The organism is Asticcacaulis tiandongensis (assembly GCF_006475605.1).
Lineage (GTDB): Bacteria > Pseudomonadota > Alphaproteobacteria > Caulobacterales > Caulobacteraceae > Asticcacaulis > Asticcacaulis tiandongensis.
The window spans coordinates 60,953-73,341 of record NZ_SSBC01000020.1 but is presented as its reverse complement, the minus strand read 5'-3'; the positions used below and the strand labels follow the sequence as shown (position 1 = coordinate 73,341).

Genomic DNA, 12,389 nt, shown 5'->3' with positions numbered 1-12,389 from the left:
CGATCCCATGCCTGCCGACACGCATTTCCAGACCTATCACGCCACAACCACACCAGCGCAGGGCGCCAACCATGTCGCCGCCTTGCGTGCGCAACTAAGGTCAACCGGTCTGGACGGCTTCATCATCCCGCATGAAGACGAGCATCAGAACGAATATCTGCCCGATGCCAACGAACGTCTGGCGTGGGTATCGGGCTTTACCGGTTCGGCAGGCGCAGCCCTGATCCTGATGGATCAGGCCATCCTGTTTGCTGACGGGCGCTACACCCTGCAATCGCGCATCCAGACCGATCCGGCCCTGTTCACCGTAGCCGACTATAGCGCCACCGCGGTGGCTGACACGCTTGCGGCCCTGCCTTCGGGCCTTGTCATCGGCTATGACGCCCGCCTGCACAGCCCCAGAGCCCTGTTCGATTTTCAGGCCGCCGCCCATATGTCCGGCATTACCCTCAAGGCCGTCACCCCCAACCCGCTCGACATGGCATGGGGTGAGGCCCGCCCTACCCAGCCTGCCGCCCCCGTCGTGCCCTATCCGCTTGAATATGCTGGTGCCGCAAGTGCCGACAAACGCGCCGAACTGGCCGCAGACCTCACCCGTCAGGGTGTGGTTGCCGCCCTGATTACCGCCCCGTCCTCAATTGCCTGGCTGTTCAATATTCGTGGCGGCGATGTCATCCGCTCGCCCCTGCCGCTGGCGCAGGGCTTACTCTATGCCGATGGCCGCGCCGACCTGTTCCTTGAACCCTCTAAGGTCACAGACGGCCTCGAAATCTGGCTCGGCAATCAGGTACGCCTCCTGAACCCTGACCAAATGACAGAAGCCTTCGCCGCCCTGTCCGGTCAGTCGGTGCTGATCGACGCCCATCTGTCCGCCGCCAGCTGGTTTGACGCGCTCGGTCAGGCGGGTGCCAATGTCATCAGCGGCGAAGACCCCTGCACCCTGCCGCGTGCTTGCAAGAACGCCACTGAGATTAAAAATACCACCGCCGCCCATATCCGTGACGGCGCGGTAATGGCCGAGTTTCTTTTCTGGCTGTCGACCGAAGCCACCGCCACCCTGCCGACTGAAATCGAGGTCGCGCAAAAACTCGAATCCTTACGCCTCGCTACCGGCAAACTCAAAGACCTGAGCTTTGACACCATTTCCGGCTTCGGTCCCAATGGGGCGGTCGTGCATTACCGCGTCACCGATGACACAAATCTGCGCCTCAGCCACGGCAATCTGATGCTGGTCGATTCCGGTGCGCAGTATCTCGATGGCACCACCGACATCACCCGTACCGTGGCCATAGGTACTCCTGCAACTGAACAGAAACACATGTTCACACTGGTGCTCAAAGGTCACATTGCTCTGGCCACGGCCCGCTTCCCACAAGGGACAACCGGCACGCATCTGGATGCACTGGCGCGGCAATATCTGTGGGCCGAAGGCTATGATTATGACCACGGTACGGGCCACGGCGTCGGCGTCTATCTCGGGGTACACGAAGGCCCTCAGCGCATCAGTAAGGCGTTGAATGCCTATGCCCTCAAACCCGGCATGATCGTCTCAAACGAACCGGGCTATTACCGCGAAAACGCCTTCGGCATCCGCATCGAGAACCTGCAATATGTCACCGAACCCGACACCGGCGGCGAACGCCCCATGCTCGGGTTCAAAAACCTGACCTGGGCCCCCATTGACCGCAATCTGATCGATGTGACCCTGCTGTCGCCCGCTGAACGCGCCTATATGGATGCCTATCATGCCGAGGTGTTACGCCTGACCGGCCCGCTGGTGCGCCCTGAGGTACGCGACTGGCTGGCTGTGGTTTGCCAGCCGTTATAGCTGATTTTACCCCTCCGCCTCGCATGCTATCTTCTCCTCCCTGCTATGCGGGGAGGTGCCTGAGCAAGGCGAAGGCGGAGGGGTATCTTAATTCTTAATCCTGCATCCGCCGCCAGATATCCGCCAACCCCTCGCGGTAGGTCGGAAACTGCGGTCGCCACCCGAGTTCCGCCTTGGCCCGCGCATTGGACACCCGCTTGTTCTCGGCGTAAAACCGCCTTGCCGCCTGACTTAAGGCCGGATCATCAAACTGAATGACTGGCGGCAGGGCAAACCCATAGGTCTGCGCCGCATATTCAACGACAAAATCCGCCGGTGCCGGTTCATCGTCACAGAGGTTATAGACCGCCCCCGCACGCGGGTTTTGCACACTCAGCCACAGGGCTTCGGCCGCATCCGTATCATAGAGCCTTGAAAACACCTGATCGGGTTTATGGATGCGCCGCGCCGTGCCGTCGCGCAATTTCTCGATGACACTGCGCCCCAGACCATAAAGCCCCGGCAAACGGAACACCGCCACATCATGACCGGCTAAGGACTGCCACTGCCGCTCGGCCACCATACGCCGGTGCGCCTCACGCGATTGCGGCGCAGGCGGCTGATCCTCAAACACCCAACCGCCCCCCCGATCACCATAAACCCCCGTCGTGGATAGATAACCGATCCATTTACGCGTGCCACATGAAGCCGACAAACAGGATGAAATCCGCTCAAACGCCGGACACCCCTCATCCGTCGGCGCAGGCGTAATCAGCACCACCGACGCCGCGCCGAACGCTCTCGCCAGCGCCACGGCATCCGCCGGATCAAAGGCGTCTATACCGGCATCTTTCAGGGCGTCCCGCTTCTCCACCTCACGCGCTGTGGCGATGATGTCATATCCCTCCTGACGCAAGCGTTCGGCAAAAGCCCCCCCGATAAGGCCATAGCCGAAAATGAGTGCCGCAGGCATCAGTTCGCCGGTTCTGTGACAATCGGATCAGCCGCCGCTGCCGAAGCCGCCGCTGCGGCCTGCGCTTCGCGTTCTGCCCGCTGCGCTATGCGACGTGCCTCGCGCTCACGCTCCATGCGCACAATATCGGGTAACACCACCTCATGGCCAAACGGCTCAGGCGAACGCAGCCCCAGCCCCTGAGGCCAGACAAGGCTTAATCCGATCATCAGGACGGCCACCACCGCCGCCAGACTGTAAAACAGCTTATCGTTCATGCCTGCCCTTATAGCCGATGTTTAAGACGGGATATAGTTGAGAATGGGCGACAGCCAGCGCTCGGCCTCATCGACAGCCCAGCCCTTACGCCGTGCATAGTCCTCGACCTGATCCTTTTCGATCTTGCCGACCCCGAAATAGTGCGCCTTCGGATGGGCAAAATAAAGGCCCGACACCGATGCCGGCGGCGTCATAGCCAGAGACTCCGTCAGTTCCATCCCCGTACGCGACCGCGCCTCAAGCAGATCAAACAGCGTCCATTTTTCCGTATGATCAGGTTGCGCCGGATAGCCGGGGGCCGGACGGATGCCCTGATATTTCTCCCCGATCAGATCTTCCAGACCAAGCGCCTCGTCCGCCGCATAGCCCCACAGTTCACGCCGCACCTTTTTATGCAGGGCCTCGGCAAAGGCCTCCGCCAGACGATCGGCCAGAGCCGTGGCCAGAATGGCATTATAATCATCGCCCTGCGCCTTGAACTTCGCGGCGATCTCAAGCTCGCCATGCCCCGCCGTCACGGCAAACCCGCCGATCCAGTCAGGCGTGCCCTTGGGCGCAATGAAATCCGACAGCGCCGTATTATATTGCCCCTCACGGGTCTTTTTCATCTGCTGACGCAGGGTGTGGAACTTGGCGATGACGTCTGTGCGGCTCTCGTCGGCATAGACTTCGATATCGTCATGTTCATCCGCATTGGCTGGCCAGAACCCGACCACGCCACTGGCGGTGTACCACTTTTCCTCAAGGATGCGTTTCAGCATCTCCTGCGCATCGGCATAGAGCGCGGTCGCCGCCTCACCAACAATTTCGTCTGTCAGAATGTCAGGGAAACGCCCCGCCAGTTCCCAGGTCGAGAAAAACGGCGTCCAGTCAATATGATCCGCCAGATCATTGAGATCATAGGGACTAAAGGTCTTCAGCCCCAGAAACGACGGCGCGACCGGCTTTTCAGCGGCAAAATCAATCGGGAAATGCTTCGAACGCGCTTCAGCCAGATCCGAACGCGGCTTGTTATCCCCGCGCCCATAGGCGGCCCGCACCTTGTCATAATCAGCCTTGGTGTCAGCGACAAACTTCGGCTTATCGGTCTCAGATAGCAATTGCGACACGACCCCTACCGCACGTGACGCATCCAGCACATAGACCACCTGATCGTTGTGATAACCCGGCTCGATCTTGACCGCCGTATGGGTTTTTGAGGTCGTCGCCCCACCAATCAGCAACGGAATCTCAAAGCCCGTGCGCTGCATTTCGCGCGCGACAAACACCATCTCATCAAGCGACGGCGTAATCAGGCCGCTAAGGCCGATCATATCGACCTTATGTTCCTTGGCCTCGGCCAGAATGCGATCCGCAGGCACCATGACCCCAAGGTCAATAACCTCATAATTATTACACTGAAGCACCACGCCAACGATGTTCTTGCCGATGTCATGCACATCGCCCTTCACCGTAGCCATCAGTATCTTACCGGCGGCCTGATAGGAACCACCCGCCGCGACATGGGCCTCTTTCTCGGCCTCCATATAGGGCATCAGATAGGCCACGGCCTGCTTCATGACCCGTGCCGATTTCACCACCTGCGGCAGGAACATCTTGCCCGCGCCGAACAGGTCGCCAACCACATTCATACCGGCCATCAGCGGGCCTTCGATGACATGCAAAGGCCGCTCGGCCTGCTGCCGCGCTTCTTCGGTATCGGCTTCGATAAATTCAGTGATACCGTTGACCAGAGCGTGCTTCAGGCGCTCCGCAACCGGCCCCTCACGCCACACCAGATTGACGACCTGCGCCTGACCCTTTTCGCCTTTGTATTTCGGCGCAATATCCACCAGATATTCGGTATTGGACACATTATGCCGCTGAGGCCGGTTGAGAATGACATCCTCGACTGCCTGACGCAGTTCGGGGTCAATATCGTCATAGACCGGCAGGTCACCGGCATTGACGATGCCCATGTCCATGCCAGCCCGAATGGCATAATACAAAAACACGCTGTGGATCGCGCGCCTGACCGGCTCATTGCCACGGAACGAGAACGATACGTTCGACACCCCGCCAGAAATCCGCGCATAGGGCAGCGTGGTCTTGATAACTCTTACGGCCTCGATGAAATCTACCGCATAGTTGTCATGTTCCTCGATCCCCGTCGCAACGGCAAAGATATTGGGATCGAAAATAATGTCTTCCGGCGGGAAACCAACCTCGTTCACCAGAATATTATAGGCCCGCGTACAGATTTCGACCTTACGCGCCGCCGTATCGGCCTGACCGACCTCATCAAAGGCCATAACCACCACCGCCGCACCGTATTTCAGGCACTCACGCGCGTGGTGACGGAAAATGTCCTCGCCTTCCTTCATGGAAATCGAGTTGACGATGGCCTTACCCTGAACGCACTTCAGGCCCGCCTCGATGACTTCCCATTTCGAGGAATCGATCATCACCGGCACACGGGCAATATCCGGCTCCGCCGCCAGCAGATTGAGGAAGGTGCGCATGGCCACAACGGCATCAAGCAGACCTTCGTCCATATTGATATCAATGACCTGAGCGCCCGCCTCGACCTGCTGACGCGCCACATCCAGCGCCGCCGCATAGTCACCGGCAACGATCAGCTTTTTGAATTTCGCCGAACCGGTAACGTTGGTGCGTTCACCGATATTGATAAAGGTAGGGGTCATTGAAGTGCTCATAGGCGCTTAATCGTCCTTTACGGCCACAATATCAAGAGCAGACACATGCGCCGAAAGCTTGCGGATCGCGGTTTCAAGCTGTCCCGCCTGATGCACCCGCACCAGAGGCGTTTCCATCCACCGTGCCTGCGCAATCCAGCTTAAGGTGTGCAACAAAAGCGCCTCAGGCTCAGACCCGCCGACCGCTACCTCCAGCGCGTCCCAGTCGGGCATATCCGGCACCTGCGCCGCCACCCGCTGAAAGGCGGCATCTGACAGATGATACTCCGTCAGCACCAGCGTCAGTTCATCATAAAACGGCTGATCGACGCGCAATTCGTCGGGCGTGACATCCTTAAGGACGTCCGCCGCCATCAAAAGCCTGCGCGCCCAGTCTTCGCGCTCAGTGCTCATCCTTTGGCCCGCTTAACCGCGATATCGATCTGCCCCTTAAGGAAATCGACAAATTCAATGCCCTGCGCCTTGAGCGACTTCGGATAGAGTGACGCCCCCGTCAGACCCGGCAAGGTATTGGTTTCCAGATAGATCGGCCCCTTGTCGGAAATAATGACATCGGTGCGTGAATAGCCACGGCACGATAGGGCGCGGTGAGCTTTCAACGCAATCTCCTGAATGGCGGCATTGATCTCAGGCGCAAACCGCGCCGGACAGATTTCCTGAGTCTGGCTTGAAAGGTACTTGCCCTTATAATCAAACGCCCCGTCAGCGGGAACAATTTCCACCGGCGGCAGGGCGATCAATGACCCGTCCGCCTGCTCAAGCACCCCACAGGTAGCCTCAGGGCCAGAGACAAACGGTTCAATCACATAGGGCTCGGTCTTTGCCGCCGCCCGAACCGCGGCAATATCCTGCGTAGCATTGACATAGATCAGCCCATAGCTTGAGCCATCCTGCGCCGGTTTAGCGATCAGCTTGCCATAGTCTTCAAACGCCGTCTCAATGTTGGCCAATTCTACCGCCGCAGGCGACGGCACACCGGCGAAGGACGCAAACAGCTTGGCCGAGACCTTATCAAAGCTAAGGTGCGAGGCCGCCGAACCGGAACCGGTAAACGCAACACCGCGCAGTTCACACCTGACCTGAAACTGGCCATTTTCCGCAGACCCGCCATGCAGCCCCAATATCAGCACCCGCCCATCTGATGCGGCCTGATCGAGCGCGGCCTCAAGCGCGATGCCTTTGCTATCAGCCTTAAACGGCACCTCAAACGGGCGGTCATGGCCCAAAAGCGCCTCACCCGTCACCGGATAGACATGATCATCCGTATCCCAGAACCAGATATCTGCCTCAGGCAGGGCACGATGCAGTGACTGCGCCGTAGCGACAGAGACAAAACGTTCACGGCTCAGACCGCCAAACAGAATGGTAACAGACATAGGCAATGGCTCGGAAAAATGAAATCAGGCGTAAGCGACCCAACCACACCAGTAAAGCCCTTTGAACACAAGCTCAATGCCGCTGAAGCCCGCTTCACGCAAAAGCTGTTCATCGCGCTCAGGCCCGACGCAGTTCAGCATCTCACGCACGCGCTTATGGGCCTTTTCCAGCGCCTGTTCATCCATGCCGCTCGCCTGAGCAAACCGCAGATAACGCTCAAAATGCAAATCTGACTTTGGATCGGCCTTATCAATCGACAGATGTGCGATCACAAACGGCGCACCGCTTTTCAGCCGCGCCCTCAGCGCCTTAAGCGTCTCAAGTTTCGCCCCGTCATCCGGCACGAAATGCAGCGTCAACAAACAGGTCGCGGCATCAAACGGGCCTTCGGGGGCATCGAAAATCAGCCCCTCAACCCAGTCCACCCGCGCATCGTCCTGCAAATATGCCTTACCCTGCGCGAGCATTTCTGCTGACGGATCAACCGCACAGACCCGCGCCTCAGGCACATGATCCAGAAGCGTGCGCGTCTCAAGGCCGCCCCCACCGCCCAGCGCCAGAATGGTTTTGGGACTGGCTTCGGCAATCAACTGCCCCGTTATCCGGTGCAAGCCGTCAAAACCCGGAATGATCTGCTTCGGGCGATTGGCATAGGTGGCCGCATGTTCAGGGTCTTTGAACAGCTCAGCCATATTCTCTGAGCCCGCCATCAGATCAACTCAAACGGTTCAAGACCCGCCAGACGCAAACCCTTGGGCCGCTCAGGGATCGGGCGTGGCGGAACACCCGCCACTTCTTCGGCTACGTGCTGAATATGATCCGGCGTTGTCCCGCAACAGCCGCCGACAATATTGACGATACCGTCCTTGGCCCATTCATGCAGTTCATGCGCCGTCTCGTGCGGCTGCTCGTCATACTGGCCCATAGCATTCGGCAGGCCCGCATTCGGATAGGCAGCCACCAGCGTATCCGCCACACGCGACAATTCCGCGATATGCGGGCGCATCAGGTCGGCCCCCAGCGCGCAGTTAAAGCCCACAGCAAACGGCTTGGCGTGCTTAACAGAGTTCCAGAAGGCTTCGGCAGTCTGCCCCGACAATGTACGTCCCGACCGGTCGGTAATGGTGCCGGAAATCCAGATCGGCAGTTCCTCAAGCCCTTCGTCCTGAAGGTCCATAATCGCCTTCAGCGCCGCCTTGCAGTTCAGCGTATCGGTAATGGTTTCAATCAGATAGAGATCAACCCCGCCCTCATTCAGCGCCTTTATCTGCTGGCGATAGGCCTCATAGACCTGATCAAAGGTCACAAGCCGCGCGCCCGGATCATTCACATCCGAAGACATAGACAACATCTTGTTCAGCGGCCCGATCGAACCAGCGGCAAAGCGCGGCTTGTGCGGCTCTTTTGCCGTAAACCGGTCTGCTGCTTCCCGCGCCAGACGGGCCCCCTCAAAATTGATATCCCAGCACGCCTGCGCATCGAGATGATAGTCATCCTGCGCAATGGTCGTCGCCGAAAAGGTATTGGTCTCGGAAATATCCGCCCCCGCCGCATAATAGGCGTCATGCAGATCGGAAATAATATCCGGCCGTGTCAGGCACAGAATATCATTATTGCCCTTCATCTGGCCTTTGTGCCCCTGAAAGCGCTCGCCAAGGAAGTCCGCTTCCTCAAGACCACGTCTCTGGATCATCACGCCCCAACTTCCGTCGAGCACCAGAATACGCTCTTTGGCCGCCGCCTTAAGCGCAGCAATGCGTTCAGCACGGGTCATCTTATCTCCTCCCCCGACACACGGGGCCAAGATTCTAAACATCCTCCCCTGTTTACGGGGGAGGTGTCAGCGCGAAGTCGCTGACGGAGGGGGCACCTTTCAGGCGCTTGCGCCAAGCTCCTTCAACCCCAGCACACGGCAGATCGAATAGACCAGTTCCGCACGGTTGAGCGTATAGAAGTGGAAGTTATGTACGCCTTCGCGCTCCAGATTCAAGACCTGCTCCATGGCCACCGCCGCCGCCAGCAGCTTGCGCGTCTCCGCCTCATCATCCAGTCCGGCAAACAACTCACTGAGCCACTCAGGGATCGCCGCCTCACAGGCCGCCGCCATACGCTTGAGGCCCTTGAAATTGGTCACCGGCATGATACCCGGCGTCAGTTCAATCCTGATGCCCGCAGCGGCGACCGCATCACGAAAGCGCAAAAAGGTTTCCGGCTCAAAGAAGAACTGGCTGATACCGCGCGTGGCACCGGCATCGACCTTTTGCCGCAACACATCCAGATCGAACGCCAGGGAAGGGCTTTGCGGGTGCTTTTCCGGATATACCCCGACCGAGACCTCAAAATCGGCAATGCGCTTAATCGCCTGCGTCAGTTCAGTCGCATTGGCATAGCCATCCGAACGCGGCACATACTGCCCGTCCATCCCCGAAGGCGGATCACCACGCAGGGCTACGATATGACGTACGCCAGCCTCCCAATAGGCACGGATAACCTCATCGACCTCCGCACGCGACGCCTCAACACAGGTCAGGTGCGCGGCAGGCTTAAGGCCGGTCTCATCCAGCATCCGCTTGACGGTACGGTGAGTACGCTCACGCGTCGATCCCCCCGCCCCATAGGTCACAGAGACAAAGGACGGATTAAGCGGCTCAAGGCGTCGGATCGATGACCACAGGGTCTGTTCCATCTCGTCCGACTTCGGCGGAAAGAACTCAAACGACACCTTAAGGTGCGAAGCCCCCTGCCCTATGGAACGGGCAATGGCGCTGATGCGGTCAAGTGAAGGCGCAGGTGACATACTATTCTCGGATCAATCTAACTTCTTAAACGACAGGCTTGCGCATCAGCCAGATGCGTACCGTCAAACCAGGTTCTTTATGCGGCGGTAAGGACAGGCTCTGTTCGGCCTTAAGCCCCGCCGCCTTGCGCCAGTGCCCCATATCCTCATCCCCGATCCCCAGGCGCCGGTGCTGATATTCGTCACGCATGACCTCAAGGCGGTGCGGCGCAAAATCAACGATCAGCACCCGCCCATCGGGCTTAAGCACCCGCGCGGCTTCCTTCAGCGCCTGCGCCGGATCGGCCAGAAAATGCAGCACCTGATGGATAATCACCAGATCAGCACTTTGCCCATTAAGCCGCGTCGCTGTAATATCCCCGTGCCGGAAATCAATCGCCCCAATACCGGCCTCAAGTGTGCGGGCGCGGGCAATATTGAGCATCTGTTGCGACAGATCTATACCTGTGGCCGATTTCGCCCGTGGCGCCAGAAGCGTCAGCATACGCCCTGAACCGGTCCCCAGATCAATCAGGTCACCCACCGGCCCGTCCCCCAGCACCTTCAGAAGCGCGGCCTCGACCTCGGCATCATCAATATAGTGCGTACGTATCTGATCCCAGACCGGCGCGATATTTTCAAAATAGCCTTGCGCCGCCTCAAGCCGTTGGGCACGCACCTGCTCAAGCTGACTGAGATCACTGGCCTCCTCATCGCCCATAGCCGCCAGCACCGCCTCAATCAGCGGCGTCAGGGCTGCTTGCTCAGTCAGGCGGTAAAACACCCAGGCCCCGTCGGGAAAGCGGTCTATAAGCCCCGCTTCGCTCATCAGTTTCAGATGGCGGGAAATGCGCGGCTGGCTCTGGCCAAGTATGCGCACCAGTTCCATGACCGACAACTCTTCGTGCGCCAGCAACCGCAACAGCCTGAGCCGCGTCGGTTCCGCGACCGCCTTGAGCGCCTCAAGCAGCGCTGCCTGTCCTAATATGTGCGACGAGCCATCCATATAACCACATAAGGATATCTTTATATGGTTTTGCAAGTCTTATTTATGCGCCATCCGGATTTTTATGCTGCGACAGGATTACACATAGCGTATTTCGCTTTCCGTAGCTACATAAGCTACATACTCACTGTTCCCGCCCGCAACAGGCCCATTATCGGGCACAGCCCAAAGGTTGCCATGACGACTGAAAAAGCGCCCCTCTCGACAGCCCTTTGGCGCGGTCTGCGTCGCCAGTGTCCGGCCTGTGGCGAAGCCAGTGCTTTTCGCGGTTATCTGAAAATAGCCGATACCTGCCCTAACTGTCATACGCCGCTTGGGCTATACCCTTGCGATGACGGTCCGGCCTATATCACCATGCTTCTGGTCGGCCACCTTGTGGTCGGGCCTTTATTTGCCCTTGAGTTCTTCTGGAAATATCCTTTGGGCGTGGTCATTTCGGTAACTCTGGGTGCACTGGTGGTTATGACACTGGCCCTGCTGCCATTCATCAAAGGCGGTTTTCTGGCCCTTCTCTGGCACCACGGCCTCAAACGCTCACGACAACCGCATTAGAGCGCTCTATAGGCTCTAAGGTAATACTTGACAGGTAAACCTGCGCGGGTGAACCTCCTTACCGGTCAGCAGCACATCTGCGCCGGCCGCCACGTCAGGCATTATGGAGGCTTCCCATGGCACACAAGTTTGAAATCAAGAAAAACAAGGCCGGCGAATTCGTCGCCTATTTCAAATACAACTCCGAAATCATTTTCTGGACGGAAGGCTATAAATCAAAGGCCTCTGCCATCAATGCCATTGAGTCCGTTAAGAAAAACGGCCCACCCGCCGAAATCGAAGACAACTCCGCCGCCTAAAATCTGACCTTTCACTCCTCCCCATTTTAGTGGGGAGGAGGACCGCCGCGTAGCGGGGCTGGTGGGTATCTTTCTTTCCCCTACAGGCTTCGCAGCCCCTCTGACCCATTCATGACACCACCAACCCCATCCGATATCCCTGCTCTGACAGAACTGGCCCGCCTCACCTTCACTGAGACCTTTGGCCACCTGTATCCGCCTGAGGATTTGCAGGCCTTTTTCGACACAACCTACAGTGAAGCGGCACTGGCCGACGAAGTCGCCGATCCCGACCATTTCTGGCGTCTCATCTACGCCAAAGACAAGACCCCGCTGGCCTTTATTCAAGCCAGCCCCGTCAGCCTGCCGCACGCCGATGCTGACCCGAACCATCACGGCGAAATCAAGCGCCTCTATGTCCGTGAGTCAGCGCAGGGCGCAGGACTGGGCCGACACCTGCTAAATGAGGCCCTTGATTATCTGTCGGAAAAATACCCCGCCGCCCCGCAATGGATCGGCGTATGGAGCGAAAACCACAGGGCACAGGCGATCTACGCTGCCCGTGGCTTTGAAAAGGTCGGCGAGTACGGCTTCCCCGTCGGCGACACCATCGATCTCGAATACATCCTGCGACGGGGTTGATTTAGGTCAAAAGGGTTGGAGAAA

13 protein-coding genes are annotated in these 12,389 nt (G+C 58.4%); 4 read left to right on the top strand and 9 right to left on the bottom strand.

Annotated elements, in window-relative coordinates; translation table 11 throughout:
* Nucleotides 1–7: 7 nt before the first annotated feature.
* A complete protein-coding gene (locus E5201_RS12730) occupies nt 8–1,828 on the top strand; it encodes an aminopeptidase P family protein (protein WP_140986628.1) in 1,821 nt (606 codons plus the stop codon).
* 94 nt (nt 1,829–1,922) lie between these two features.
* On the opposite strand, the gene E5201_RS12725 is transcribed toward E5201_RS12730, so the two are convergent.
* From E5201_RS12725 to E5201_RS12685, 9 genes are read right to left on the bottom strand one after another with little or no spacing between them, the layout of a single operon-like run.
* Nucleotides 1,923–2,780, bottom strand: coding sequence for an SDR family oxidoreductase (locus tag E5201_RS12725; protein ID WP_140986626.1), 858 nt, complete (start codon nt 2,778–2,780; stop codon nt 1,923–1,925).
* Nucleotides 2,780–3,037, bottom strand: coding sequence for a hypothetical protein (locus E5201_RS12720; protein ID WP_140986624.1), 258 nt, complete (start codon nt 3,035–3,037; stop codon nt 2,780–2,782). The genes E5201_RS12725 and E5201_RS12720 overlap by 1 nt, the downstream gene beginning before the upstream one ends.
* A 21-nt stretch (nt 3,038–3,058) precedes the next feature.
* Nucleotides 3,059–5,734 carry a methionine synthase gene (metH, locus tag E5201_RS12715; protein WP_425456583.1) on the bottom strand — a complete coding sequence of 892 codons (2,676 nt, stop codon included), beginning with the start codon at nt 5,732–5,734 and terminating at the stop codon, nt 3,059–3,061.
* A 6-nt stretch (nt 5,735–5,740) separates the two neighbouring features.
* Nucleotides 5,741–6,127, bottom strand: coding sequence for a hypothetical protein (locus tag E5201_RS12710; protein WP_140986620.1), 387 nt, complete (start codon nt 6,125–6,127; stop codon nt 5,741–5,743).
* Complete coding sequence (locus E5201_RS12705; RefSeq protein WP_140986618.1) at nt 6,124–7,110, bottom strand: D-alanine--D-alanine ligase family protein; 987 nt, start codon at nt 7,108–7,110, stop codon at nt 6,124–6,126. Before E5201_RS12705 ends, E5201_RS12710 begins: the two co-directional genes overlap by 4 nt.
* A gap of 24 nt (nt 7,111–7,134) precedes the next feature.
* On the bottom strand, nt 7,135–7,803 hold the full coding sequence (locus E5201_RS12700) for a class I SAM-dependent methyltransferase (protein ID WP_181404636.1): 669 nt from the start codon (nt 7,801–7,803) through the stop codon (nt 7,135–7,137).
* Nucleotides 7,804–7,820: 17 nt separating this feature from the next.
* Nucleotides 7,821–8,927, bottom strand: a complete 1,107-nt coding sequence (locus E5201_RS12695; protein ID WP_425456582.1) for a homocysteine S-methyltransferase family protein — start codon at nt 8,925–8,927, stop codon at nt 7,821–7,823.
* 57 nt (nt 8,928–8,984) lie between these two features.
* Nucleotides 8,985–9,908, bottom strand: a complete 924-nt coding sequence (gene metF / locus E5201_RS12690; RefSeq protein WP_140986612.1) for a methylenetetrahydrofolate reductase [NAD(P)H] — start codon at nt 9,906–9,908, stop codon at nt 8,985–8,987.
* Nucleotides 9,909–9,933: 25 nt separating this feature from the next.
* The gene (locus E5201_RS12685) at nt 9,934–10,893 is read right to left on the bottom strand and encodes an ArsR/SmtB family transcription factor (RefSeq protein WP_140986610.1); all 960 of its coding nucleotides are present in this window, start codon (nt 10,891–10,893) and stop codon (nt 9,934–9,936) included.
* 177 nt (nt 10,894–11,070) lie between these two features.
* On the opposite strand from E5201_RS12685, the gene E5201_RS12680 reads away from it, so the two are divergent.
* The 3 genes from E5201_RS12680 to E5201_RS12670 all read left to right on the top strand — a co-directional run bounded on the left by E5201_RS12680 (nt 11,071) and on the right by E5201_RS12670 (nt 12,365).
* Entirely contained in the window at nt 11,071–11,445 is a 375-nt protein-coding gene (locus E5201_RS12680) for a DUF983 domain-containing protein (RefSeq protein WP_140986608.1), read from the top strand.
* A gap of 116 nt (nt 11,446–11,561) precedes the next feature.
* Nucleotides 11,562–11,744 (top strand): YegP family protein, encoded by a 183-nt coding sequence (locus tag E5201_RS12675; RefSeq protein ID WP_140986606.1) that lies wholly within the window; start codon nt 11,562–11,564, stop codon nt 11,742–11,744.
* A 111-nt stretch (nt 11,745–11,855) separates the two neighbouring features.
* Nucleotides 11,856–12,365 carry a GNAT family N-acetyltransferase gene (locus E5201_RS12670; RefSeq protein WP_140986604.1) on the top strand — a complete coding sequence of 170 codons (510 nt, stop codon included), beginning with the start codon at nt 11,856–11,858 and terminating at the stop codon, nt 12,363–12,365.
* Nucleotides 12,366–12,389 lie beyond the last annotated feature (24 nt).